The 25,547-nt window shown below is 42.1% G+C and carries 22 protein-coding genes; 8 read left to right on the top strand and 14 right to left on the bottom strand.

The window, feature by feature from the left end; genetic code table 11:
- Positions 1-289 precede the first annotated feature (289 nt).
- From pgsA to ACED29_RS11405, 7 genes are all read right to left on the bottom strand, one after another.
- The gene (pgsA, locus tag ACED29_RS11435) at positions 290-838 is read right to left on the bottom strand and encodes a CDP-diacylglycerol--glycerol-3-phosphate 3-phosphatidyltransferase (RefSeq protein ID WP_124016366.1); all 549 of its coding nucleotides are present in this window, start codon (positions 836-838) and stop codon (positions 290-292) included.
- Positions 839-882: 44 nt separating this feature from the next.
- Entirely contained in the window at positions 883-2,715 is a 1,833-nt protein-coding gene (gene uvrC / locus ACED29_RS11430; protein WP_124016365.1) for an excinuclease ABC subunit UvrC, read from the bottom strand.
- 44 nt (positions 2,716-2,759) lie between these two features.
- The gene (uvrY, locus tag ACED29_RS11425) at positions 2,760-3,404 is read right to left on the bottom strand and encodes a UvrY/SirA/GacA family response regulator transcription factor (RefSeq protein ID WP_011638098.1); all 645 of its coding nucleotides are present in this window, start codon (positions 3,402-3,404) and stop codon (positions 2,760-2,762) included.
- A 250-nt stretch (positions 3,405-3,654) separates the two neighbouring features.
- Positions 3,655-4,074 (bottom strand): secondary thiamine-phosphate synthase enzyme YjbQ, encoded by a 420-nt coding sequence (locus tag ACED29_RS11420; protein WP_124016364.1) that lies wholly within the window; start codon positions 4,072-4,074, stop codon positions 3,655-3,657.
- Between the two features lie 454 nt (positions 4,075-4,528).
- A complete protein-coding gene (hutZ, locus tag ACED29_RS11415; protein WP_371697714.1) occupies positions 4,529-5,071 on the bottom strand; it encodes a heme utilization protein HutZ in 543 nt (180 codons plus the stop codon).
- Between the two features lie 57 nt (positions 5,072-5,128).
- Positions 5,129-5,638, bottom strand: a complete 510-nt coding sequence (gene hutX, locus ACED29_RS11410) for a heme utilization cystosolic carrier protein HutX (RefSeq protein ID WP_371697713.1) — start codon at positions 5,636-5,638, stop codon at positions 5,129-5,131.
- 116 nt (positions 5,639-5,754) lie between these two features.
- Positions 5,755-7,764 carry a TonB-dependent hemoglobin/transferrin/lactoferrin family receptor gene (locus ACED29_RS11405; protein ID WP_371697717.1) on the bottom strand — a complete coding sequence of 670 codons (2,010 nt, stop codon included), beginning with the start codon at positions 7,762-7,764 and terminating at the stop codon, positions 5,755-5,757.
- A 356-nt stretch (positions 7,765-8,120) separates the two neighbouring features.
- Between ACED29_RS11405 and ACED29_RS11400 the strand changes: the two genes are divergently transcribed.
- The 6 genes from ACED29_RS11400 (at position 8,121) to ACED29_RS11375 (ending at position 13,037) form a co-directional block, all read left to right on the top strand.
- Complete coding sequence (locus ACED29_RS11400) at positions 8,121-8,909, top strand: energy transducer TonB (protein ID WP_371697712.1); 789 nt, start codon at positions 8,121-8,123, stop codon at positions 8,907-8,909.
- Between the two features lie 70 nt (positions 8,910-8,979).
- A complete protein-coding gene (locus ACED29_RS11395) occupies positions 8,980-9,720 on the top strand; it encodes a MotA/TolQ/ExbB proton channel family protein (RefSeq protein WP_371697711.1) in 741 nt (246 codons plus the stop codon).
- A gap of 5 nt (positions 9,721-9,725) precedes the next feature.
- Entirely contained in the window at positions 9,726-10,157 is a 432-nt protein-coding gene (locus ACED29_RS11390) for a biopolymer transporter ExbD (protein WP_124016529.1), read from the top strand.
- Between the two features lie 67 nt (positions 10,158-10,224).
- The gene (locus ACED29_RS11385) at positions 10,225-11,127 is read left to right on the top strand and encodes a hemin ABC transporter substrate-binding protein (protein WP_371697710.1); all 903 of its coding nucleotides are present in this window, start codon (positions 10,225-10,227) and stop codon (positions 11,125-11,127) included.
- Positions 11,128-11,179: 52 nt separating this feature from the next.
- Complete coding sequence (locus ACED29_RS11380) at positions 11,180-12,196, top strand: FecCD family ABC transporter permease (RefSeq protein WP_371697709.1); 1,017 nt, start codon at positions 11,180-11,182, stop codon at positions 12,194-12,196.
- A gap of 76 nt (positions 12,197-12,272) precedes the next feature.
- Complete coding sequence (locus ACED29_RS11375; protein WP_371697716.1) at positions 12,273-13,037, top strand: heme ABC transporter ATP-binding protein; 765 nt, start codon at positions 12,273-12,275, stop codon at positions 13,035-13,037.
- Between the two features lie 352 nt (positions 13,038-13,389).
- Here ACED29_RS11375 and ACED29_RS11370 read toward each other — a convergent pair whose 3' ends face one another.
- Together ACED29_RS11370 and ACED29_RS11365 are read right to left on the bottom strand one after the other, a co-directional pair.
- Positions 13,390-14,076, bottom strand: coding sequence for an LrgB family protein (locus ACED29_RS11370; RefSeq protein WP_124016355.1), 687 nt, complete (start codon positions 14,074-14,076; stop codon positions 13,390-13,392).
- 1 nt (position 14,077) lies between these two features.
- Positions 14,078-14,548: a CidA/LrgA family protein gene (locus ACED29_RS11365; RefSeq protein ID WP_182754641.1), complete on the bottom strand. Its 471-nt coding sequence runs from the start codon at positions 14,546-14,548 to the stop codon at positions 14,078-14,080.
- A 106-nt stretch (positions 14,549-14,654) separates the two neighbouring features.
- Between ACED29_RS11365 and ACED29_RS11360 the strand changes: the two genes are divergently transcribed.
- Positions 14,655-15,557 (top strand): LysR family transcriptional regulator, encoded by a 903-nt coding sequence (locus ACED29_RS11360; RefSeq protein ID WP_371697708.1) that lies wholly within the window; start codon positions 14,655-14,657, stop codon positions 15,555-15,557.
- Positions 15,558-15,724: 167 nt separating this feature from the next.
- Here the strand turns inward: ACED29_RS11360 and ptsG are convergent, their stop codons facing one another.
- The 5 genes from ptsG to ACED29_RS11335 all read right to left on the bottom strand — a co-directional run bounded on the left by ptsG (position 15,725) and on the right by ACED29_RS11335 (position 24,710).
- The gene (gene ptsG / locus ACED29_RS11355; RefSeq protein ID WP_124016352.1) at positions 15,725-17,476 is read right to left on the bottom strand and encodes a PTS glucose transporter subunit IIBC; all 1,752 of its coding nucleotides are present in this window, start codon (positions 17,474-17,476) and stop codon (positions 15,725-15,727) included.
- A gap of 47 nt (positions 17,477-17,523) precedes the next feature.
- Positions 17,524-20,106, bottom strand: a complete 2,583-nt coding sequence (ptsP, locus tag ACED29_RS11350) for a phosphoenolpyruvate--protein phosphotransferase (RefSeq protein ID WP_371697707.1) — start codon at positions 20,104-20,106, stop codon at positions 17,524-17,526.
- 493 nt (positions 20,107-20,599) lie between these two features.
- Positions 20,600-21,895 (bottom strand): carbohydrate porin, encoded by a 1,296-nt coding sequence (locus tag ACED29_RS11345; protein WP_371697706.1) that lies wholly within the window; start codon positions 21,893-21,895, stop codon positions 20,600-20,602.
- A gap of 679 nt (positions 21,896-22,574) precedes the next feature.
- Positions 22,575-23,024 carry a copper resistance protein NlpE gene (locus ACED29_RS11340; RefSeq protein WP_124016350.1) on the bottom strand — a complete coding sequence of 150 codons (450 nt, stop codon included), beginning with the start codon at positions 23,022-23,024 and terminating at the stop codon, positions 22,575-22,577.
- A gap of 900 nt (positions 23,025-23,924) precedes the next feature.
- Positions 23,925-24,710, bottom strand: coding sequence for a PRC-barrel domain-containing protein (locus tag ACED29_RS11335; RefSeq protein ID WP_124016349.1), 786 nt, complete (start codon positions 24,708-24,710; stop codon positions 23,925-23,927).
- A gap of 173 nt (positions 24,711-24,883) precedes the next feature.
- On the opposite strand from ACED29_RS11335, the gene ACED29_RS11330 reads away from it, so the two are divergent.
- Positions 24,884-25,069, top strand: coding sequence for a hypothetical protein (locus tag ACED29_RS11330; RefSeq protein ID WP_124016348.1), 186 nt, complete (start codon positions 24,884-24,886; stop codon positions 25,067-25,069).
- Positions 25,070-25,547 lie beyond the last annotated feature (478 nt).

Here is a 25,547-nt window from a genome sequence, read left to right as displayed (position 1 = left end):
CGATGACCTATACCTTGGCAAGGTATCGCTCTACCAACTGAGCTAATGTCGCGTATTCAATCATTTTTATGCTTCATTACATCAAAAAGAAAGGTATCGTTTTTCAACCTATCTAACTGAGCTAACTATTCATAAATCGTGTTGGTTAACATCGCGCCCTAGGGTATGTTGTTGACTCATCACTTGTCTACGGGGTGGCATTCTACCGAATTAACCTCGTGTGTCAATTATTGATTTATGCATTTTTGACTGTTTGCACACTAAATAATCTTATTGAACTATTATTACGCTATTCTGCCGTTAAATCTTTCCAAGCTGCTGAAATGTAACTCATCATCGACCAGAACGTCAGCGCTGCTGCAATATAAAACAACCCATAAGCCACATCAGTTAACCAAGGTGTAGGCTTCCAAATTAATCCAATAATGGCGATCATTTGCGTGGCTGTTTTGTATTTACCGATCCAAGACACCGCAACAACACCGCGTTTACCTATTTCAGCCATCCATTCACGCAAGGCTGAAATAACAATTTCGCGGCCAATCATAAATAATGCAGCTAAGGTTAAATACACATTGTCATTTTGCTGAACCAACAACACTAATGCTGTCGACACCATCACTTTGTCAGCTACAGGATCTAAAAAAGCCCCAAATCGGGTTAATTGGCCGAGTTTACGAGCAGCGTAGCCGTCTAACCAATCGGTCAAAGCGGCCAGCCAAAAAATAAATGCCGAAACAAATGGTGCCCATGAATATGGTAAATAGAAAACCGCGATGAATACAGGTAACAAAGCAATACGGAATAATGTCAGTGCAATAGGTAAATTAAACGGCATAAAAAGACCAATTTGTCAGAAGCAGCGCCAATCTTGCCTTAATTTTAGCCCCCTCGCAATGCATCATGAATTGTTTGTGCCATTTCTAAGCTAATTCCGGGAACTTTTGTCAATTCTGCCACGCTAGCGCCCTTCACCTCTTGTATTCCGCCTAAATGTTGCAACAAAGCTTTACGTCTTTTAGGCCCGACTCCGGCGATAGATTCTAAGGTTGAGGTGTTACGCGTTTTCTGACGTTTATTACGATGTCCGGTAATCGCAAAGCGATGGGACTCATCACGAATATGCAACATTAAATGAAATGCTGGTGAATCACTCGCAATATCAAAACTTTGCTCACTGCCACCAACAATAAAGGTTTCAAGCCCTGCTTTACGGCCCTCACCTTTGGTCACACAAATAAGTAACGGTGGATGGTCGATATTGACACACTTCTCATCGACAATCGTTTGCGCCACTCTTAATTGACCAATACCACCGTCAATAAAGACTAAGTCAGGTATTTTGCCATTATTATCAATTTTGTCGAAGCGACGACTGATTGCTTGTTCCATCGCTGCATAATCATCTCCCCCCGTGATGCCAGTAATGTTGTAGCGGCGATAATCGGCTTTATGTGGCCCTTCACGATTAAACACCACACAGGAGGCAACAGTGCTTTCGCCCATAGTGTGGCTAATATCAAAACATTCCATTCGCTTAATCGGCTCATTAAGCTCAAGTGCCTCTTCAAGCAATTGGAATCGTTGCTCAACCGTGTTTTTATGCGACAACCTGGTGGCAACAGCATTACTCGCATTGGTCATCGCTAAGCGTAAGAAATTAGCTCTGTCGCCACGCACTTGGGTTTTTAACTCAAACTTTTTATCCAGTGCATGCTCTATCGATGCTTCCAACTCTTTTATACCATCAAAGTGATGGCTGAGAATGACTTCTTTAGGAATAGTGCGCTGGATATCCGCGTTTAAATAAAACTGACCTAAAAATGACGACAGCACTTCTTCGATTTCAGTTTCTGCTGGTACAGAAGGATAATAACTACGACTGCCAAAGATTTTACCGTCGCGAATGAACAATAGATGAAAACAGGCAATACCAGAGGCGTAATCGACACCAATGACATCCATATCACCTTTATGATTAGACACTTCTTGCTGCTCTGCTACGCGCCTTAATGCGGTAATTTGGTCACGATACTGAGCTGCTCGTTCGTATTCCATCTCAATTGCAGCGGTTTCCATTTTCGCCACCAGCTGAGATATCACTTGCTTGTCTTTGCCGCGTAAAAATAAACTGGCTAATTTGACCTGCTCACTGTATTCCTCATCACTGACAATCCCCACACAAGGCGCACTGCAACGATCCAGTTGATACTGTAAGCAAGGACGAGAACGCGATTTATAGTACAAGTCATCACACTGGCGGATAGGAAACAATTTTTGCATTAAGTGCAAACTTTCACGCACTGCGCCGCCATTGGGATAAGGACCAAAATAATGGCCTTTTTCACGCTTTGGACCGCGATGATATGCCAATCGAGGATGCTTATGGCCGCTCAATAAAATATACGGATAAGACTTATCATCACGCAGCAACACATTGTATTTAGGCATGTACTGTTTGATGTAATCGTTTTCAAGCAATAACGCATCGGTTTCGCTATGCGTAACGGTTACATCAATATGATCGATATGCGAGACCAATGCTTGGGTTTTTACATTGGCAATGTTAGCTCGAAAATAAGAAGTCAGGCGTTTTTTGAGATCTTTGGCCTTACCAACATAAATAACCTGCTGGCGCTTATCGTACATACGATAAACACCAGGTGCTGAGGTAACATTTTTTAAAAAAGATTTGGCGTTAAAACCACTGGACATGATTAAAGCTACTTAATGCGTTGCGAGGAATACACTATTCCTGACTAAAATGAACCTGTATCAAGCATTTTGTAACGGATAGCTAAACGGGTTAACTCAACGTCACCGCCGATCCCAAGCTTAGCGAATAACCGATAACGATAGCTATTGACGGTTTTCGGGCTTAAATTTAATTTTTCAGAAATGTCATTCACCTTCTCGCCATTAGTAATCATCATCATGATTTGTAATTCACGTTCAGACAAACTGCTAAATGGGTTCTCATCAGAGTGATTAAATTGGCTCAACGCCATTTGCTGAGCAATTTCAGGCGATAAATACCGCTGACCACGGGCCACTTGAGTAATAGCACGCAACACTTCAGGTGATGTTGACCCTTTGGTCAAATAACCAGAAGCTCCCGCCTGCATCACTTTGGTCGGAAATGGGTCTTCAGTCTGCACCGTTAACACGATAATTTTTGCATCAGGTTGATAACGTAAAATTTTACGGGTAGCTTCTAAGCCGCCCATACCTGGCATATTCATGTCCATTAAAATGACATCAGCTTCATTCTGTCGAGACCACTGTACTGCTGTTTCTCCATCTGGCGCTTCACCGATGACTTTAATACCGCGTTCATCTTCCAAAATACGACGGATCCCCGTTCTCACGAGTTCATGGTCGTCAACCAAATATACAGATATCACGTTAACCCACCTATTATTATGCGTAATTCATTTTTGAATTTTAGGGCCGTTTTTTTATATATAAAACATTTACCTGCGAAATGTTATTTCAATATTTCGCAGCTAAAAGTTACATTCATTTCATCTCACTTATCTGAATGAATTTAACATCTTTACATTTACTTACACAAGCAAAGTCACCATTGACCGCAAAAGATGCATATAAAACAAACAGCTTTGTTACCTAAGTATTACAATTTAACCTTTATAATCATTCACCTTGAAGCGTCGCAATAATCGTGCGCGCCGCAGCATGATCACGATGCTCGCATAAATATAACCCTTGCCAGAGACCTAGGTTCAATCGTCCGTTGGTAATTGGAATGGACTGACTAGAACCAATCAAGGTCGACTTGATATGAGCAGGCATATCATCTGCCCCTTCAAAAGTATGCTCAAAGTATGGCGCACCTTCTGGTACTAGCACATTAAAATGTCGCTCCATATCACCACGCACTGTCGGATCGGCATTTTCGTTAATGGCCAGTGATGCCGAAGTATGCTGAATAAACACATGCAATAAGCCAACCTTGATATCTCTTAGCTGTGGTAGCTTCGCAATCACTTCATCGGTGATTAAATGATATCCACGCCGGTGAGGCTTAAGTGTTATCTCTCGTTGAAACCACATCACATAAATCCTATATCCAGACAACACTCGTAAGCACTAAACACGTATACGACTAATTATTAACAATATATTTTGCCGCACTGTGGTCAATGATACATCAGAATGAGGTAACGTTTAACATAGTAATCCATCTAGTTTTTACTGAGCAGCTTAACAATAAATAGTACCATCAATAGTTGCGACTAAAATACAACTATTGCGTCACACTATAACGATTGGCAGTAATAATAAAAAGTTGTCTGACTATGGATCAACCCGCTCAACACCTTTATTGAGAACCCAGCGTTTTTGGAATATTGATTATCGTTTGTCATGCCAGCGATATCGCCATATGACCACGATATGCACCACTGGCCATTAAGCGATTAACGAGCAGCACACAGTTACCCGAATGTCTTAGCAACAAACAAAAAAGCCCCATGATTTAAATGGGGCTTAAGGTCATGTTAATTAACTACACAGATACAAGATTACTTTTTTGTGAACCATGATGACCATCACGCTTCCAATTGACATCAAGTAATTCGGAGCCCGACAAGCTAAATGCTTGACCGAATCCTTTCACGTATAAGCCATGGTGTGGGGTTAATTTAAATAAATTGAAATCGGTTAATCCAGCAAGATTATCAATCATCTCGCCAAAACGAACTGATAACACGCTAACTCCTTTACAGAACGTTGCGCTGTTGCGGTCTATGTTTTCTGCGGTCGCATCAAAGGTTAATCGTTTACGAGCAAACACACTTTTAGCTTCTGATTCATCTTCTATCAACATGACAGAAAGCCTCGAACAAGCCTTTAAGTTAGTGCCATGTCGTGCAAGCTCGCTGACCAAAATATAGAAACCGTCATCAGCCAAAGCAAAGGGGGCGTAACTTGCATTAGGGATGCCGTCAGCATCTTGAGTCGCTAATTGCAACGTGGTCCGTTGGGCTTTAAATGCTTCTATTTCAGGTATTAATTTTTCACGCAAACGCTGCTCTGTTTCTGTCGACATCAAGTGTCTCCTTTACGTACTATGTTGGTTAGATATGTTTGCCCACAACATCAATCTTTAGGCAGCACTGCTCACTCTAGCTTTTAGCGCGTTAAACCTAACCACTTGGTCGGTTAACAATCTCCTTTGCTTGTCGCGGCCAAGATACACTTTAAATATCATTTCACCTTCAGCGCCAAAGAAGTTAATCGAATGACTTTCGTTACCTCTAAATGGCTTACTAACCAATGCAATTGTACTAACGTGGTCTAACTTTAAATGACCATGCAACCCATCCCCCTTGGTGATGAGGTTGTAATAACCATGTGCATATTTACCCCGAGGAAATGGGCCTTTAAATTCGAACACACTGCCGGACACTGCAATGATGGTTGTCATCGGCCCCCATTCCGCTAGCGATGTTAATAACGAGTCCTTTTCAGGCAAAGGTAATAACGTGACTTGCTCTTGGGGTAGCGCAGAAACAACTTGCCACTCAGTAACCTTAAGATCCGTTGCGACTTGGCTTGGCATGGCGTCAGGGTTGTTCATTAAATAACGCTGAATATTGTCTATTGACTCAGTCATAGAATAACTCCAATTTTTCAATGAATTATTGCAACATAAACGGGCGACAACTCACTCTGGTCCACTGCTTTATTTATCAATTTACGATAGAGGGAATCGTTGAAAACTGGCGCCCATTAAAATGCATAACGTGCTGACAACTTGAAATTTCGGCCTTGTGAATACAAAGTTTGCCACGCCTGACGATATTCTTCATCGCCAATATTCTCAATCGCAAAGTCGACACGAACGCCTTCAAAAGTTCCCATAGCCGGTTCCCATGCAGCATAAACATCCCATAATTTGTATGAATCATATTGATTAAGATTATCTGCAGGTAATTGGTCCTGATCGGACACATAAGTAAAGCGAGTGCCTAACTTCATGTCACCATCCATAATAACCTGCGATAAATCGACCCCATACTTTTTAGCCGGAATACCAGACAGGTATTCATCTGTGGTGCCGTCTTTGCCTTCTGTTTGACCATAATTGAATAAAACACGGGTTTGTTGGTAACGATAACGAGTTGTCAATTCAAAACCAGTTAATTTAGCTTCATTAACATTATTCCAAGAGGTGGTTTGCTCTAAACCAGCAATACCATAAAGTGGGTTAGACACTGACTGTTCGATGAAGTCGTCCACATCGTTTCTAAATACACTCAAACTCAGCGCTAATTCATCATCACCGGCTAAATCAGTAAAGCGTAGATCAGCTTTAACCTCTTTGTTTTGAGCTTTTTCAGCCTGTAAGTCAGGGTTTATCTCGAAGGTATTGCATAACCCATTGGGCAAGAAACCAGGAATGGACGGAATACAGTAGTGTGAACCTGTCGAATACATTTCTTCAAGACTCGGGGCGCGGAACGCCTCATCATAGCGAGCACTTAACGTTAACCAAGGCATGGTTTTCCATACAAGACCAATTGATGGCGTAAAGGCGTTATCGTCTGAAGACAGATCTAAGGTATTACTGTCATTTTGATAAGTGTCGTAACGCACTGCGGCGTCTAAAGCTAGGGTATCGGTTAGTGCGATATCGGCTTTGGTAAACGCGCCCCAAACCGTGGTTTCACCATCAATATTATCAGGTCTTTCCCCTATCTGGCCGCGGTCATCACGCACTGTATTAATACTGTCTTTATAGCCATCAATACCGTACGTCAGCATGGTATTTGCAAACGTTGAACTGTTATTCAGACCAAAGCCTAACGTTTCAAATTGAGTACTGTCTATTTGGTTCTTGGTTATTCGATCTTCATCATAATCGGTATGATTCCAATATAATGTGGCATTAAGATTAAGCAATGCGTTATCAGCGGGATTTAGGTGATAATCAAGTGTGACATTGTTGTCTTTAGTATTACGTTGTACTAACGGAACCGAGCTGCCAACATTGGTCGACGGATTACTTGGAACCAGCTCGTCAGTGTCAGAAAAACGAGCTGAAAATTGTAAGCGTTGATCATCATCAGGCTCCCAACCCAACTTAGCTAAGCCACTGCTAGCCTCTGAAGCACTGTTTTGTAGCGCTTGGTCATTACCAATATTGATATTATTACTGTCATGATAACTACCACTTAATAGCCAATCGATTTGATCGGCTAAACCATAGACGGTGGCACTGGTTTTAATTTTATCGCCATTGGTTTCGAACCCTTGCTTAACATAGCCGCCAAAAGTATCGTCTTGTTCAAGAAAGTCTTGGGCTGACTTAGTGTTTTGCGCAACCACTCCACCAATAGCCCCACTGCCCCATAAACTACTTGCTGGACCTCGAACCACTTCAATCGAACTTAATAATTCAGGATCCATAAGGAAAGTACCACGATGACCTGAATTGGTATTTTGCCTCGCGCCATCAATGGTTTGTAAAACTCTTTGGCCACTTAACCCCCGAATTTCGACTCCTTGAGAAGACGCTCTCGGCCCATTAGTGACAGTCACGTTAGCTTCATTTTTTAACGCATCAGCTACAGATGCCGGCTGAGATTCTTGCATCTTTTCTTCGGTGACAACGGTGACACTGCGACTGGTATCAGAAGACTTCTCGCTAATGCGGGTAGCCGTTACCAGTACTTCATCAAACTCAGTAACTGCTTTTGTTGGTTGCGCATATGCCGCTGTGCTAAAAACCATTGCCATTGCAACAACTAGTGGCTTTTTGGTCATTGTAAAAACCCTCAAACTAAAGAACATGAGATCACCAACATCGCGCAATATAAAGGCGATGTATAAAGTGAGATTTAAGGTCATTGACTGACGATTTCCCGAACTTTACCTGATAACAAAAAATAGATCAAATGAAAATCATTATCATTTGCATTGGTGGTAATGTTGCAGTATCTTAATAACCAATATTCAGAAAATAACTTTTAAGTGACTGTTAATAATAAGTTTGTAAAGAATGTAAATATTTCATTCGTCATCATAGCGATAAAAAGTTATCTCTCTGATTGAATGAAATCTAGTCGAATTGGCAGTTTATAAGAATTGAGATAATGACCCCTAAACGATATTTTGCTTTTGGTTGTTTAACCCTTTTTCTTCAAGTTGGCGTACTTGCTGCGCAAAATAACCAGCAAACAATGCCGTTAATGTCGGGCATAGTCACGGGGTCGCCCCAGGCTGTAACCGTATCTCTAATGATGCAGACAAGTCGCCCGTCCATGTCGGCAACATCATTTGAGCAACAGCAGATAGATCCAGTAAAGCAAATTCAAGTAAAACCAACAGCGAGTGCCACAACGAACAAAATACCATTGATTGCTAACGCTAATGTCACCAAACCGGCGGTTATCAACACAAGCGATAGTCATCAAGCTGATAATAGAAAAAAGCGTAAACCCATCAACAATATTGCGCACAAGACCGAACACATCCAGCAAGATAATAATGCTGCAAATGGTGCGAGTACTCATTCAGAGGTTGTGGAATTTAGTTCAAATGAAGTCAAATCAGCGATGAGAAAACCACAAGCTGTAACAAGCTCACAAGGAAGTACTCGACACACAGTTGAACTGCCAAAGCCCACTTTTTCAGTACCGCCAAGCCAACCTTATTATCCTAAAAAAGCTCGCAAACGAGGATTAGAAGGTACAGCGACGGTAGAGGTTATGTTTAACCAAATGGGCGAACAACTTTCACTCACTCTAGTAGACAGTTCAGGGTTTAGTTTACTCGATGCCGCGGCATTGGATGCTGTCGGAAAGTGGCAGTTTGCCGCCCCTAGCTCCTCAGAGGCTTATGCCTACACCGTCAGAATACCAGTTAAATTTGCTCTTAATTAATAGGGCAACGCTCGTCTCTAGCTAATTAATTTTTGACTAATTTTTACCATTGAATAAGCAAAGGAACACCATGTCTCACCCTTTATATGTTCAACTTACGCAGCAGCTTGGCTACCTTGCTTGGCCGTTATTTATTTGTGCGTTTCTATGCCTATTAATCGTACTAGAACGCTTAGCGTTAGTGGTCAGTGAGCTGTTAAAACGCGATGCATGGTTAACCGATTTACGTCAACAAAGCTTAAGTGCGACACAGGTAAAAAGGCAACAGCTGATAATCTCACTCAGTCAAGGCAAGAGCATGCTTGCGCGAGGAACCGCATTGCTGCTCACACATGCAGAACAACATAAAACAATGCGTGAAGAAATTATAAACCTTTGGCTTTTAAAACAAAAAGATAAGCTGCAATCAGGTTTGCGCGTATTGCAAATAATCGGAATTATCACCCCATTATTAGGATTACTCGGTACCGTTCTGGGGTTAATTGAAATGTTTGACCAGCTGGGTTTGTCAGATGGTCCAGTAACCCCGTCGCAGTTAGCAACAGGGTTAGGACTCGCCATGAACACCACTGCAGCAGGATTAATTATTGCGGTGCCAGCTATCACGATGGCCCACCTGTTAACACTATGGGCCGACCAACGTTGCAATAAAATGGCTCATGCATTAAACCAACTCAATTTATGGTTAGATGGCTTGGACCAGGCGTTAAACATTGGTGGCGATGCTCCAGCAACTTTGTCACAAACAAGCACTTCAGCAACACAAGGAAATCGTGCCCGTTCCTCTTGTAAAGTCGAGGTGAACGAATGATCCACATGACGAGTACCTCTGACTCTTCGTCGTCAAATATGTCCAGCTCTCAGCTTGGGTTAGGCTTAGATTTAACGCCGCTTATCGACATTATTTTTATTGTGTTAGTGTTTTTATTGCTCACAGCTAACACACAACTCCTCACGCTACCCGTTGATGTACCGTCACAAGCAGGTTCCTCTTTAAACGGATTATCTCAACAACAGCACATCGCTATTAATATTTTAACAACAACACCTTATTGGGCAATCGATGGACAAACATTTACACAGTTTGACGCTTTCGAAACTGCATTTATTCACACTATGAGCAGCAAGCCTGAAAGCATTGTGGTGATCGCCGCAGACAAAAATGCGCCGATACAACCCTTGATGACAGTACTCGCGTTACTTCAGCGCCAGCAAATCAGCCAAACCCAAATTGTCATGGAGCCTTAAATCAATACGACTGACATTCTCCATTCACTACAAATTATTAAGAATCACATTTATTCGGAGTTATCTCATGCCCAAACTAAAACATAAGTTATCAATAACCAGTTTGTTCACCACCACTTTGGCTGTCAGTCTGCTGTTATCAAGCTTATTCACCAGCCATTTAGTCTCTGCCAATAATCGTGTCGTCAGTGCCGGTGCAGGAATCACTGAACTGGTGCTTGCTTTAGATGCTGGGGACGAGTTAGTAGGGGTAGACTCTACCAGTCAACTACCTAACACCATGGCATCGGTAGCCGTATTGGGTTATCACAGAATGCTTTCTGCTGAAGGAATACTGGCTCTCTCTCCCACTCTAGTATTGGGCTCCGATGCTATGGGGCCGCAAACAACCTTAACGATATTATCAAGTGCAAATGTTGCCGTCACAACACTGCCAAGTGCAGAAACTAAAACACAGTTATTGGCTAACATTGAACAAATGGGACAACTCCTTAACCGCAACAACCAAGCAATAAAACTTGCGGCCCAAATTGAACAATCATTTGCACGTCTTGAAGCCAAGCAACAGCAAGTAACAGCAATGGGCAAAGTACCAAAAGTGTTATTTCTACTGCTACAGCAAGATAGACCGGCTCGCGTTGGAGGAAGCAATACCGCAGCAGATATCATCATTAAGCTTGCTGGTGGCCAAAATATTGCGGGGTTTGATGGCTACAAAAGTGTGTCTCAAGAAGGTATTTTAGCCATGCAACCAGACATGATTTTAATTTCCAATCGCAGTAATGAACAAACACAAACGGCGGCCAAGACATTAATGACAAAAATGCCCTTATTGCATCACACACCAGCAGGTGAATATAACCACATCAAAAGTTTACCTCCACAGGCCTTGCTCGGGGGCCTAGGGCTAAGTGCTATTGAAGCTGCAGAACTGCTTGCCAGTGATTTCATTAGCCTAAAAAAACACTAGCTCATTAACTATTTTTACACGGTTTTATTATCTCTTATCGTCAGGAAGTATTATGGAAAATCAGCGTTGGCTTTGGCCCTGTATAATCACAGCACTAGTGATTACAAGCCTGTTGTCTGTCAGCATAGGACCATTACCTATAAACCCGTCCACCAGCTTCAGTGCCATGATGAATTGGGCTACGCAGCAACCATTGTCTGTTGTTGCACCGCATGAACAACTGGTTATCAATAATGTCAGATTACCCAGAACACTTTTAGCACTGGCTGTAGGCGCTACACTGGCTCAGTGCGGCGCCGTAATGCAGGGATTATTTCGAAACCCGCTAGCGGATCCGGGTATTATTGGGGTGTCATCTGGGGCAGCTTTAGGCGCGGCATTATGCATAGTGTTATTCCCACAAGGCGGCGAATACTTGGTGGCTTTTAGCGCTTTTAGTGCAGGTTTATTTACCACTCTAATGGTGTATAGGTTGGCATCAAGTGTCAGTGGTACTTCTGTTGTATTGCTATTATTGTCTGGTGTAGCTGTTGCCGCGTTGGCTGGGGCCGGAATTGGCTTACTCACATACATGGCCAGCGACATGGCGTTAAGGGATTTAACCTTATGGCAAATGGGCTCTATTGCTGGAGCACAATGGCACTATGTCATTCTTAGTTTAGTCGCACTAGCATTGCTCAGCTGGCAGTTTACTCAAAGTGCCAATGCCCTAAACGCCTTATTATTGGGTGAAGCCGAAGCACGTCATCTTGGGGTAAATGTCGATAAACTTAAACGAAAGCTGATAGTACTGTGTGCTGTTGGGGTGGGCATTGCAGTGGCAGCGACTGGAATTATCGGTTTTATCGGCTTAGTTGTGCCACATTTAGTGCGCATGCTGATAGGCCCAGATCACAAGTTATTGTTGCCTCTGAGTGCAATGTTAGGCGCTGCCATTCTGGTACTTGCTGATATTGGTGCACGTTCCATTGTGGCACCGTCTGAGTTACCTGTCGGTTTAGTTACAGCATTATTAGGTGCACCATTCTTTATTATTCTATTAATCAATCAACGCAATAAGTTGGTGTAACATGCTCAGTTATTTTGCCAAAAAAACGCCCCAGAACACTGAACATCAACCTGTTTTCACACCGATAAACTCAGCCATTATTGAGCTCAATAACGTATCGGTACATATAGGTAGAAAGTCAGTACTGAATAACATAAACCTACAAATAAAATCCGGCCAAGTGACTGCACTACTTGGCCCTAATGGCGCAGGAAAATCAAGCCTACTCAAATGCCTATCACAAGAGGCTGCACTAACGAGTGGAGATATAAAGGTTTGGGGCAACACCTTGCCATTATGGGATAGGTCATGTTTAGCTAAGTCGCTCGCCGTATTACCTCAGCACGCCTCACTTACCTTCCCTTTTAAAGTACATGAAGTCGTTAAAATGGGGCTGTACCCACTAACAATTAGTCAGCAACAAGGTAATGATTTAGTGGATTATCAATTAGAGCAGGTCGCGTTATCGCCACTGAAATACCGCAGTTACCCCACTTTATCGGGTGGTGAAAAACAGCGAGTTCAATTAGCTCGAGTGCTAACCCAGTTGGCCCAAGCAGAACAGTCACCTATATTACTGTTAGACGAACCAACCTCAGCATTAGATTTAGCCCAACAACATAGAGTGTTATCGCTCGCAAGAGAATTAGCCCATCAACATAACTACGCTGTCATTGTGGTGCTACACGATTTAAACCAAGCATCCCGTTACGCCGACAGACTCGTCATTCTAGACAATGGGAGTGTTGTCAGTGACGGAACACCAATTGAGGCGCTAACAGCAGAAATTATCAACAAAGTATGGCATTACAACCCAGTGGTGGTTATGGAGCCAGGTAATCCGGCGCCATTACTGTTTTAATCACTCAACTTTGGATCATCTCGCAAACAAACAATAAAGCCCTTACATCAACATTGATGTAAGGGCTTTAAAAAAATTTGATTGCTGCACGACTGCGAATACACTTCCCAATCAATACCATGCTTACTGCATTGCTGAATATGATTATGAATATGAGTACGAGTACGTTACTCAATGAACCGAGTCTAGCTAATCAACTCGACATTTGTATTATGCTTTATATCGGGCTAACCCTATGCTCTGAGGAATCATCAATTTACATTTAGACTCCATCAAATCACTAGCCAGTACGACCTGTAAACCTACGATTGGGGCTGTTGTGATTTCAATATACAAAGCCAAACACTCGCGATTAAAAAAGCAATGCAAATAAGGGCGCGGTAATGACCATGGCAATACCGGTAAAAATCATGGTTAAACTGGCGATAACACCTTCTTCCCGGCCAATTTGATTCGCTTTAGCCGCTCCAGCGCCATGTGCTGATGCACCTAAAGAAATCCCTCTGGCTAAGCTGCTTTTTATGTTCGCAGCTTTAAAAAGGGGATCGCAAATCAGCATGCCCATAATACCTGTCACCAAAACTAACATTGCGGTTAATTCCGGTATGCCACCAAATGCGCTCGTGGCCTCTATCGCAAACGGAGTTGAAACCGATCTAACAATCAAGCTTTTAGACAGCTCTGACGGCATATGGGTAAATTGAATAATCAACCATGATGATCCCACGCCCAAACATAACCCCACTATCACCCCGATACTGATGGTTAATGGGTAACGCTTAATCAATGCGCGCTCCCGATAAATGGGCACCGCAAACGCGATAGTCGCAGGAGCCAATAACGCGGGTAGCCAATGGGTAAATTGAAAGTAGTCAGCCAGTGGGATTTGAAATATTACTACGGTCAGCAAAATAATCGTCGGTGCCATTATGATCGGAGCAAACCAAACACGTTGCCGGCGTAGATAAAGTCGCTTACTAAAGTAATAGCCTGCCAATGTGAGTAACAAACACAAAAAGCCTAATAATGAACCATTCATGCTACTGCCTATTGTATTCAAAATTGAGCGGAGTTTCTTTAAGGTGTAAGCGCTGTGATGTAATGCTGTTTAACCTTTGTTTACGTTCAAACTTAAATAACTTATCAACGATAAATGCCGTGCCTAATAACACGCTAGTGCTGGCCAGTAACATGCATACAATCAGCTCAGCACCATAGCTTTCGAGTATTAATTGATATTTGGTAATCGCCACAACTGGCGGAATAAAAAATAGCAATAAATCACCAATCAACCATGCTGAACCTTGGTTAACGATTTTTTCGGGTACCCAGTGGCATGACAATAAGACTAATAGAATGCCCAAGCCTATAACGCTACCAGGAATAATTGAATCAACAGATTGAGCAGCCCACTGGCATAACCAAGCAAATAGGCACAGACCACTCACTTGAATGAATAAGGTTGTTTGGCACTTTAAAAAGGCGCTATGGGTATTTAATGAAGATAACATTTGATTTCACACTGGGTGTTTTTAGTTGATATGAGCAGTTTACTCTTGCTTAATTCATAAAAAAAATGAATATTAATGATTGATTGAATTACTTTTGGTTATGAATATGGATCTTAAAGCACTGCACTATTTCACTGAGGTTGTTAACGCCGGTGGTTTCGCTAAAGCGTGTCATGCTGCATTTGTTACTCAACCCGCTCTCTCAAAGGCAATACGCTTGCTTGAAGAAGAACTTGATATGGTATTACTAGAGCGCGGAAAACGCGGCTCTCAGATCCGCTTAACTGAAGCGGGGCAAGTTGTTTATCGCCATGCGTCTACTTTGTTAGAAGGTCGCCAACTGATGATAACCGAGCTGGATCATTTGCGTAATTTAAGTGGCGGTCAACTTAAATTAGGCTTAGCTCCCTTAGGCAGCGCCGAATTATTTGCTCCAGTAATAGCGAAATTTAGGCAGCTACATCCTAACGTTGAATTGCAGTTACTGGTGCGCGGCGGGATTGAACAAACAGTGGCCTTACATAAAGATGAAATTGAACTTGCAACAGGCATCATTGATTTTGACGATGAATTTGATGGTATTCGCGTACGTAATGATTCAATGGTGGTCGTATTGCCTTCGGCCCATGTGCTCGCGAGTAAATCAATACTCCAACTCAGTGAGCTTAATCTATTGGCTCAAGTGATGTTTGAACCCGAATATGCCCTATATGAGCTGGTACTTGAGGCGTGTGCAAAGGCGGGATTTAAGCCAACAAATATCACTCGAGTCAGTCATGCTGATTTTGGTATTGCCCTAGTAGCCGCTGGCACAGGAGTCATGATATTGCCAAAAATTATTGCCGAACGATACCGAGTTGGCGCGGTTGTCAATATTCCTTTAGCAAGTGAAGACTTACGCTGGGAATTATCATTGTTTTGGCGTAAGCAAAAACATTTGTCTTTTGCCGCGCAAGCAATGATAGCGCTGATTAAGCAGCACTTGAGTCAATTAGAGAGTGAAACGTAAATATAGTACGTTCTACACTCGAGATAAGAGATGCGATAAGTGAGGAAAAACGGCAGGCACCACACTAAAAAAACGCCTATTGGCTATTAATAGGCGCTTGAGGACGTAGACACTGATTTAACCGTTATAGGTAAAAAACACCATTATTAATGGCTTGAACCTCAGGTTTAATCGGCAAAAGTCTCGTTCAATACATTGGCGATACCCGCAGTATTGGCACTAAAAATTAAATGCACCAAATTCGGATTTAATACCAATATGGCTTCAATTCCCTGAGCCTGCAAAGCCGTCTTATCTAATTGACTTGCATCTTTCACTTCAAGGCGTAAACGATTGTCCGCAATAGCACGACATGAACTGACTTCACCTAAAAGTGGTTGAATGGCAAGCGCTTGCTGGCGATCACTCGACGTAATGTTAACGGCATCCGTTTCTGTGCTTGCCACGGGACCAGCAACAACATAACCACCAGAAGCGAGCATTTCATCAATTTCAGTGCGTGACACTTCGGCGATAGTTCCCACAATAGCTTGTACGGCATTGCCTGAAATCAACACACCACTAGCGCCGAGTTGCTTCAATCTCGCCTGATCCACTTTACTGGTATCAACCACATCCATACGTAAACGGGTGATACAAGAATCAACATTGGTTAAATTCTCAGGGCCACCAAAGGCTTCAATAAAGTTACGCGCTCTTTCCGTTCCTTGTGTTGATACAACCTCTAATTCAATATCCATGCGTCCAGGCGTTTTCAAGTCGAACTTTAAGATTAAGAATCTAAATACCATGTAATACAGCACGGCATAAATGAGGCCTAAAACAACTAATAACCAGATTTTTTGCGAATGACCAGAAAGAACAAGGAAATCGATTAAGCCATGCGAAAACGAGGTTCCATGAACCACACCCAACATATTCACTAAAACATAAGCAAAACCAGCCATTAATGCATGCACAACATACAGTAACGGTGCCGCAAATAAGAAAGCAAACTCAATAGGTTCAGTGATCCCGGTTAAGAATGCAGTTAACGCCGCCGAAATCATGATACTGCCGACCATCACTCTATTTTCTGGGCGCGCAGTATGCCAAATCGCCATTGCAGCAGCTGGTAAACCAAACATTTTAAATAAGTAACCGCCGGCTAATTGACCAAAACCATTACCCGCAGCTCGGCTAGCATCGTCTGCTTGCAAATAACATGTCAGTACGCCTGTTGCCGGTTTCCCTAAACTGTCAACACAATTACCCGCTTCGAAGAAGAAAGGCACGTTCCATACATGGTGCAAACCAGCTGGAATTAACGAGCGTTCTACCACACCGTAAATACCAAAGGCTAATGTTGGGTTTTGATATGCCGCCCAATGAGAAAATGCAGCAATAGCATTGCCTATCGGAGGCCAAATAAACGATAAGATAACGCCAGCAAAAATCGCTCCAAAACCGGTAATAATAGGTACACTTCGTTTACCAGAGAAGAAGCCCAGATAAGAAGGCAATTGAATTTTAAAGAAGCGGTTAAATGTCGAAGCCGCAATTGCACCTGCAATCATACCGCCAAACACCCCGACATCTGTGCCTGGTTCAAGTACACCAATGGTTCTAACCATAATGGCGTATCCAACCAATGCCGCCATAGCTGCCACACCATCATTTTTAGCAAAGCCTAACGCAATACCTATGGCGAAAAGTAATCCCATGTTGCCAAAGATAGCTTCCCCGGCTTGGACCATTAACACATTGACGATATCGGGTAATACGCTAAAACCTGCGCTCCCAACACCTAACAGAATACCCGCGACAGGTAATACAGAAACCGGCAACATAACCGATTTACCCACTTTTTGTAATACCGAAAATGCGCCACTCATCATGGCCTTCTTCGGCTTAGCTGTTTTTATTGTTTTAGATGTCATAATACAACCTTAGAAATTTCAATAGATAACCAAGTGATCAACGCTTTTTAGATCTCGCCTTTAACAGCTATTAGCGTATTAGGATCTCGCATTAATGCTCGAACGTCTTTGGCATCTGCGCAGCTCATCGCTTTAGCAGCGATAAGCTGACAAGCTTGCTGATTTAGATGACGTACTTGATGTTTCACTTCAGGGATCGAAGGCACACTCACGGACAATTCATCAATGCCTAAACCAACCAATATCGGCACTGCATCTTTTTCGCCAGCCAAGCCACCACAAATACCAGCCCACTTACCTTTGGCGTGCGCGGCTTTAACGGTCATATCGATAAGGCGTAATACTGCTGGGTGTAAGCCATCAGCAATGGCAGCCAACTTAGGGTGACCACGATCAATCGCTAAAGTATATTGAGTTAAATCGTTGGTACCGATAGAGAAAAAGTCAACATGCTCAGCTAATACATCTGCCATTACAGCAGCTGATGGCACTTCAATCATGATACCAATCTGAATACCACTGATATCAATCGCCAATTTTTCGGCTTCTTCTTTTACCACTTGTTTGGCTAACTTAAGCTCGAACAAAGACGCCACCATAGGGAACATAATACGTAAGTTACCCGCATCGGCCGCTTTCAATAAGGCTCGTACTTGTTGGCGTAAGACTGCCGGTTTATCTAAACCAACCCGGATCCCTCGCTCTCCAAGGAATGGGTTATCCTCTTTAGGCAAAGGTAAATACGCTAAGGGCTTATCACCGCCGACATCTAACGTGCGCACCACCAGTGGTCGCTGGCCTAAGGTCTGCAGTACCGCACGATAGACTTGCTCCTGTTCATCTTCTGAAGGAGCAACAGATTGATCTTGATATAGAAACTCTGAGCGTAATAAGCCAACGGCTTCACCACCCATGTCGACTAATTTCTGGGCATCGCTGACTTTGGCAATATTACCGGCGATTTCAAACCGTACTCCATCCAAGGTCACGGCTGTTTCATCTTTTTGCGCAAAAGCTAAGGCTTTTTGTTCTTCCGCAGCATCTTTAATGACGTTCAATTCAGTCATTTCAGCTTCGGTTGGCGACAATAATAGGTAGCCTTTAGCGGTGTCGAGTAATACCTCGGTACCGTGCAAGGACATGATCTTAGCTTCAACGCCAGCCATAGCAGCAATGCCCATTGCTCTTGCCAAAATAGCACTGTGGCTCGATGCCCCACCTAATGTGGTGCAGATGCCTTTAACAAATGCAGGATTGAGTTTTGCGGTATCAGAAGGGGTTAAATCTTTAGCGACTAGAATAGTATTTTCAGGGAGATCAGTAGGAATCGTGTCTTGAGATAATCCCGCCATAATCCGTGAGACACGGTTGCCGACGTCCATAAGATCCGTTGCACGTCCAGCCAACAAGGGATTATCCATCCCAGCAAGTTTATCGGCTTGGCGGCAGATGCTCTTACTCCAAGCATACGGGGCTGACTTGCCTTGTTGTAACTCAATAATACAATCGTCGTACAAATCTGGATCTGACATTAGCTCTTGATGAGCGACAAAAATATCGGCTTTTTGCCCCATATTTTTGCGCTGTAATTCTTCAACTAACTCAGCTAAAGTGGCATCGGCTATTTTCATCGCATCGTCAAGAATGTTTTGCTCAACCTGTGCATCATCAGCAAAAGTGTCAAATTTAGGCACCTCAGCGTTAATCACATATAAACGCCCTCGCACTTGACCTGGAGATGCTTCTACCCCAATTAACTGACGGGGATCTTGGCTTGTTTGCAGTAGCAGTGACGGCTCGGAAAAAGGGTCAAAATCACTTTTAACCTTGTTAGTCACCTGTGATGCATCTGCGCCCTCTTCACCTAAACCTGAGCTTATCGCCTCAGCTAATGCCGCGATTGCCGCTTGTTGATCTTTGCCTTTAGCGAGAATAACAATCTGCTCCCCAAAAGCGATGTCTAACCCCATCAGACCAACCACACTGCGGGCATTGACTTGCTTGCCAGCTTTTTCAATCATCACGTCACATTCAAATGACTTAATCGCGGTAACGATGGCTGCAGCGGGACGAGCGTGAATACCGGTTGGATTAATGACAACGATAGGGTCTGAGCTTATCATGTCATCTGACTTTGTTACCGCTTCACCTGCCGCAGCTAACTCAGCACTAAACAACAAATCTCCGGCGTTAACACATTTTTCCATGGTCGGAGTTAAGTTAATAATTCTTGTCATATCGGTAAGCAGTATCACTGTACGCAAACTTTTGACGCTACAACCTACTTTATCTAAATCTAACTCAATGAGTGGCGTTTTGGCTTTGACAACATCCCCCACCTTAACCAAAGCCTTAAAACCTTCGCCTTTCAATTTAACGGTGTCGACACCTATATGAACCAGAATCTCAATGCCTGTGGCAGTTAATAAGGTCACGGCATGCTTTGAAGGGTGTATTTGACTAATAGTGGCATCACATGGCGCGTGAAGTATGTTTTCAATGGGATCTATCGCTAGACCATCGCCGACCATCTTTTGTGAAAATGCGGCATCAGGAACCTGACTCAGTGGACAGCAAACTCCTGTGAAAGGGGCGAGCAACTGAATAGTGGTTGAAGTTTTTTTGTTCATTGGAACTCCGAATTAAACACTTAACTGCATAATATTAGTGTATTTTTTATTTATTGCAGTGGAATAGGCAAAGTAAAAAAGCGGCTGCTTACATTTTTACTCACTATTCCAATATCAATCAGACTATTAGTACAATTTAATGTACTTATTAAGGAGACCAACGATTACCACTCCTTAATTTGTAGGAATAACTACACTATTTGGTTGAAACCTCGAATAGTCGAGGTGACTACGTGAGTGATCAGACATCAATTTAACAAAGCTAAGATGTGATGTCACAATCAGATCTCCAAGATATGATGTCGGTAACAAAATTACCTAATTGTTACCAACATCCTAAATAGTTCAAACCATCGATAAAGGTTAAAAACCATCCTTTTATGTGGATTTCACTCACTCATTTTTCATAAAATCGAAAAACTTAATATAACGGCAATCTCTTTATTAGCACTCAATTAAGTGACTCTGACAATAACTTGCCATTTAACCTTACTTAAAATGCGATATCACCTTTAAGTGTCACCACCCAAGTATCGTCATTCTCACTGATAGCACCTGGATTAATGATGTATTGAATTTCAGGACGAATAGCAGCATATTTAGTTACTTGAAATTTATAATAGCTTGCAACTACCGTCTCAGTGTCTTTGACAGGCATATTAAGTACATGATTATTATTGTAAAGATGCGCACTATCGGCAAAACTATCGTTTACATGTAAATAGGTTGCGGCTAAGCCCCATTTATCATTTGCACGTGTTGCAAATGGACCTTGATAATTAACACCTAATGCCAAAGAGTGATCAACAGTAGTGATATCTTGGTCGTTTAACGTCCCCATAAAGAACACACTAAGACCACGATCAGAATCACCACCAACAGAAGTCACTTGTTGCTCAGCAACAAAATAAGCCCCATCTTTACTGTCATGTTGGCGTGCTTTACCGCCATCAATAATCAAGGGGTTACCCTCTTCATTGTAGTAAAGGTCTTCACCGCCAACGGTATCATGCCAATAACCGAGTTTATAAGTACCCGGTAAGCCATTGATCTTCGGCATCCAAGCAAGTTCAACAGGAATCGTCATCCCCAAAGTGCCGTGAGGACTGCCTAAATTAAGATTTTGGCTATTTTTAAGCCAGCTTGGGTTCATCTGGTAAATACCAGTTTTGACATACCACTCTGGCGCTAGCTGATATTTGATAACACCTGCCCATTGACTGATAGGCCAGTTGTATATAGTTGAATTAAAGTTACCAACTTGCGAACCACAGAATCCAAGATAGGCAAATTCACACTGAAAATCGCCAAACTCAGCGCCCACATTCATTCGGCCTAATTTGATATTGAGGTCACCGCTAAGCAAATTTTGCTCATAGTAGAATTCTGAAATACGGGTAACTCGGCCACGACCAAACACTTCTATTGACTGCATTAATTGGCCAATTTCGGCTTTATCATTAATGTTTTGGCTCTGCCCACCTCGATTAGTTAACGCAACGTGGAAGTTGGCACCGGACAGTTCAAGAAATTTTTCGAGGTCGAAATTAGCACCAAGGACAGTTTGGTCGGCATAGCTAGTCGCATGACGTTGTCCACCGTTTAGGTTGCCACCTGTTTCAAAGGTATAACCTAAGCTAACGTCAACACCAGCATTATGCATCTGGCTGCGAATACCACCAATATCACCAAACAGGTAGTTATCAGCAGAGAAATTATCGGCTTGCACTGGACTACTGCAAATAAGTAACAGCACTGAGGCTGTCGTAAGAGTGTTGATACTTTTCATTGAATACTTCTTATAGTCAATTGGAAAAGGCAATGCATCGTTATAAGATAAATGCACTATGGAATGTTACTTAAAAGATTTTTTGTATCAAAAATAGTAATTACAGAACAATAATACAGTAATAAATTTACACACTAATGCGGAAAATGTTGATTTTGAGCGTTTGGTCTCAAGTTGATAAATGTCATTATGATTGCTGAACACCTTGTATTTAGTTGGCTTTTAGATTGCATAGTGATTAAGAGAAGCAGGCTCAACACTCACTGTAGAAAGGGCTATAGACAACCGTCAGCACTTTTAAGTATCAATACTTAGTTAGATTTACATTCAATAAGCACACCGACTTAGCGTTGAAATAGATGTATATTTCAAACTGAGCTCCATCAGCCTGTTTAGTATTCGTGCTGACCTAACGCCATTGACGACTAAGTGGGTGAGCAATCTCGATAGCGGATCCTTGGTACTTGTGGATTCAAAGTCACGCTTTAGCTGAATATGTCATATTGCGGTACAGCCCAAACTAGAATTGATATCGTCAATATCGATAAGAGTTACTCATGTCTGAGTCTGATAACCGTTCCCTGGTTGAGATGTTAATATTTAATGTTTTAGAGGCAAGAGTATTTTTTCATTGCCATAAACTGAAGTGCGATGTTCAGTTCTTGATATAAACCCACTGCTATGGTTTCTTTTTCAACACATAATTAGCAGCAAGCTGACTAGTAATTCTATTGCCTTGAGTGTCCAATCTGATCAACTGATTTTCACCAACCAGATATTGTGTGCCATCTGGCAAGATGATTTTTTGGCCCTGCTCGCCCCATGTCACTTTGCCAGTCAGTTTGAAAATTTTCTCGTCTTTGCCCAAATAAACAGTTTCCTCAACAAAGCTATTATCAGCTTTAAGTGTCATTAGGGTTTGTATACCTTCACAACTTGCGCAAGGTAACACACCTTCATAGCTACCTGCCCAATCGAGCGAATGTTGACTGCTGTCACCCACAGGCACAGGATTGGCAACATCTGTTTGAACTTGGCTCGTACTAGCTGCAATGTCTTCTTTCGGGGCTTCAGAGCAAGCCGCGGTGAGTAAAACCAAAACGGCGATACAAGATATTGATTTGTTCATAATTTCTCCAAGACAATTTGGGCATAGTAACGCGTTATGTTCATTCATCATACCTGCCAAAAACGAGCTAGTCTAAGTTTGACTATTTTTATTTTATAACAGCAACTTAAGTTGTATTTTTGTGATATTTAAGTAGTGAAAAGGTTGGTAATTCATGCCAAAGCTGTAATTAATGATGAGAATAATATCTCTTTGAAATTCGTTACTTTCAACATCAAATCTATACTCAAAATCAACCATGAAACCCACTTATTGAGTCAATAACATAATGATTTAGCGATGAGGTTGCGATAGATTTTGTGCTATTCCAGATGTCGATTATCACTCCACCTGTACACATATTGAGTCAGAAATATGAAGTTTGTCACTTAGCAGCTGAAACAAGCCCTGCCTTTAAATAGTCAGCATGATTAAATTGAAATAACCTAAAAACCTGGGCTAATCATTATCGACCACAGCACGCCCGATGGCGATATCGCGCGGTTTGGTCAGTAGGAAGATGTTATATCCGCAGAAAACCAAGAGTCAGTCAATTAACGGCCAATGCCATGCGGTTTAATAGGTGTTATTTGTGACTCAACATCTTGTTATCAAAAGCGGGCACATATGTCTCAGTTTTCCATTTTTGGCCTGAGAATATAATTTTTCAAATGCTATAAAGAAAAAAGCCATTGATTATCAATGACTTTTTTAATTTTAAAATGCGACCAAGGGATAGTAATTTGCACCTAAGGCCCTCGTATTAAATGTAAATTAGTGTTGTATTTTCACATACTAATAAAAGTTAATTGCCAATAGACACGCAATGGCTAACTGAGATTGCCTATATTTTCACATTGAAATTATTCAAATGAGCCACGTAAACACACCAGCCAAAGCCCTGATAAAGAGGTAATAAGGTTATTTATCATTACGACCATAATGAGTTTGCAAATTTTGCTCATGTTCAAGACTAAAAGGCACTGAGGGGTCGAAGGTGGGTGCATCTTTCACTTGCTGCTGCGTCATATCTACATAAATTTTAGAGGTAGGCCAACTCACCTCTTTAATCCACTTGGGCGCAACCAAAACTAGATGACCCAACCACCAATTACTGGTGTTAATAATCAAATAACGAATAGCCCAAGTGTCGGTATCTATCAACATACCTTGTAAGTGACCCAATTCACCGTCTATGGCATCAAGGTGATAATCCGTCACGGCCTCACTACTGCGCAGATGATGATCATCATCCCGTGATAATGCAGCATCGACGTCTGCGGACATTTCTGAGTTATCTATATTATCTGGTTTTGGCGCGACACTATAATAACCAGGAGACATCATATTAGGACTGGGCTCACTTCCCCAAATACCTGTGTTTCCCCAGTAATGTTGGTAACCATAATATTCCATATGATCGACCTCATGCTGCCTAGAGACGGGTTTTTCGCTATCGATGTCAGGGCTATTTTTTACCTGCTCTCTTGAGATTGTGACAGTAAGCGTCTTCTGCTGCTGATTAAACTCTTTGATTGATATGGGTGAAAGCAATATTTTTTTGCTTGATAACCAAGATCCCGTTTCCACCACCAAGTATCGGATGACCCAATGCTTGTCATCAAAATAAAAATCTTTAGTTAATCCAATATCGCCATCAGAGGCGTGAATAGCTAAACTTTTTAAATCATTCAGTGTATATAACATGATGTATTTGCTCCAGATTAAAGATGGCAAACAATAAGTCATTGCTTTGCTAATAGAGTGAATAACTATCAGCTTGCACCAAATTTCCTATTCAATCTGTTCGGTGTCGCACTGAAGAAGCACGAATACTAGCCTAATCTAAATCTACCTATACATTTTTAAGGTGAACTAACATGACTGACATAGAAAAATTAGAGTTAGCGGCCCATCGCAGCGATATCATCGATGACGTCAACAATTTGATTGAGAAATATCGCGCTATTTTTGGATGGGATGTGCCCGATATCGATGAAGACTTGGCAAACAGATTAATTTTGAATGAAGTTCGTCAGGCACTTGATGATATTCAAAATAAATAAATGGCAAATATCAGCCAAAACACCTCAACATGTGAGTTATAGGTAGATGAAAAAGTCAGGTGCTAAGTGCACCTTGCATTAGACTGCACCTAAACTTAAAGCACATAAACTTAACTAACTCAGGTGGTGAAGGCCGACTGTCTAGCCACTAGAAAAATGGCTCTTGCCATCACTTTGCTGCTCAGCTTTTTTATGCCATTCATCTTCACAAAACAGCAGCCTTAGTCGCTGACTTACTGCCTAAAAATAATCGCTGCAGGCTGTTGTTTAGTCTCTTTCCTATGAGCGAAACGCAGCTTTGCAAAGACCTTTTTACTATCTCCCACTAAATTTCCTGTCGAAATGCATAAATACCACTCAAGATGCAATAGCTTTTACACGGAAAATAATGGCTCCACTGCCTGCAGTGATAGCTAATGACGCTAATGACGCTAATGACGCTAATGACGCTAATGACGCTAATGACGCTAATGACGCT

It is taken from the genome of Shewanella sp. 5S214, assembly GCF_041439795.1.
Lineage (GTDB): Bacteria > Pseudomonadota > Gammaproteobacteria > Enterobacterales > Shewanellaceae > Shewanella > Shewanella vesiculosa.
This window is presented reverse-complemented; position numbering and strand designations above follow the sequence as displayed.

What these genes read in the sequence shown, in the direction of transcription:
- ACED29_RS11340 (WP_124016350.1), bottom strand. Translation starts at nt 23,024, where the DNA reads ATGAACAAATCAATATCTTGTATCGCCGTTTTGGTTTTACTCACCGCG.
- ACED29_RS11335 (WP_124016349.1), bottom strand. Translation starts at nt 24,710, where the DNA reads ATGTTATATACACTGAATGATTTAAAAAGTTTAGCTATTCACGCCTCT.
- ACED29_RS11365 (WP_182754641.1), bottom strand. Translation starts at nt 14,548, where the DNA reads ATGTTATCTTCATTAAATACCCATAGCGCCTTTTTAAAGTGCCAAACA.
- ACED29_RS11385 (WP_371697710.1), top strand. Translation starts at nt 10,225, where the DNA reads ATGCCCAAACTAAAACATAAGTTATCAATAACCAGTTTGTTCACCACC.
- ptsP (WP_371697707.1), bottom strand. Translation starts at nt 20,106, where the DNA reads ATGAACAAAAAAACTTCAACCACTATTCAGTTGCTCGCCCCTTTCACA.
- hutZ (WP_371697714.1), bottom strand. Translation starts at nt 5,071, where the DNA reads ATGTCGACAGAAACAGAGCAGCGTTTGCGTGAAAAATTAATACCTGAA.
- ACED29_RS11370 (WP_124016355.1), bottom strand. Translation starts at nt 14,076, where the DNA reads ATGAATGGTTCATTATTAGGCTTTTTGTGTTTGTTACTCACATTGGCA.
- ACED29_RS11395 (WP_371697711.1), top strand. Translation starts at nt 8,980, where the DNA reads ATGTCTCACCCTTTATATGTTCAACTTACGCAGCAGCTTGGCTACCTT.
- hutX (WP_371697713.1), bottom strand. Translation starts at nt 5,638, where the DNA reads ATGACTGAGTCAATAGACAATATTCAGCGTTATTTAATGAACAACCCT.
- ACED29_RS11420 (WP_124016364.1), bottom strand. Translation starts at nt 4,074, where the DNA reads ATGTGGTTTCAACGAGAGATAACACTTAAGCCTCACCGGCGTGGATAT.
- ptsG (WP_124016352.1), bottom strand. Translation starts at nt 17,476, where the DNA reads ATGACATCTAAAACAATAAAAACAGCTAAGCCGAAGAAGGCCATGATG.
- pgsA (WP_124016366.1), bottom strand. Translation starts at nt 838, where the DNA reads ATGCCGTTTAATTTACCTATTGCACTGACATTATTCCGTATTGCTTTG.
- uvrC (WP_124016365.1), bottom strand. Translation starts at nt 2,715, where the DNA reads ATGTCCAGTGGTTTTAACGCCAAATCTTTTTTAAAAAATGTTACCTCA.
- ACED29_RS11405 (WP_371697717.1), bottom strand. Translation starts at nt 7,764, where the DNA reads ATGGCAATGGTTTTTAGCACAGCGGCATATGCGCAACCAACAAAAGCA.
- ACED29_RS11330 (WP_124016348.1), top strand. Translation starts at nt 24,884, where the DNA reads ATGACTGACATAGAAAAATTAGAGTTAGCGGCCCATCGCAGCGATATC.
- ACED29_RS11390 (WP_124016529.1), top strand. Translation starts at nt 9,726, where the DNA reads ATGACGAGTACCTCTGACTCTTCGTCGTCAAATATGTCCAGCTCTCAG.
- ACED29_RS11400 (WP_371697712.1), top strand. Translation starts at nt 8,121, where the DNA reads ATGACCCCTAAACGATATTTTGCTTTTGGTTGTTTAACCCTTTTTCTT.
- ACED29_RS11360 (WP_371697708.1), top strand. Translation starts at nt 14,655, where the DNA reads ATGGATCTTAAAGCACTGCACTATTTCACTGAGGTTGTTAACGCCGGT.
- ACED29_RS11345 (WP_371697706.1), bottom strand. Translation starts at nt 21,895, where the DNA reads ATGAAAAGTATCAACACTCTTACGACAGCCTCAGTGCTGTTACTTATT.
- ACED29_RS11380 (WP_371697709.1), top strand. Translation starts at nt 11,180, where the DNA reads ATGGAAAATCAGCGTTGGCTTTGGCCCTGTATAATCACAGCACTAGTG.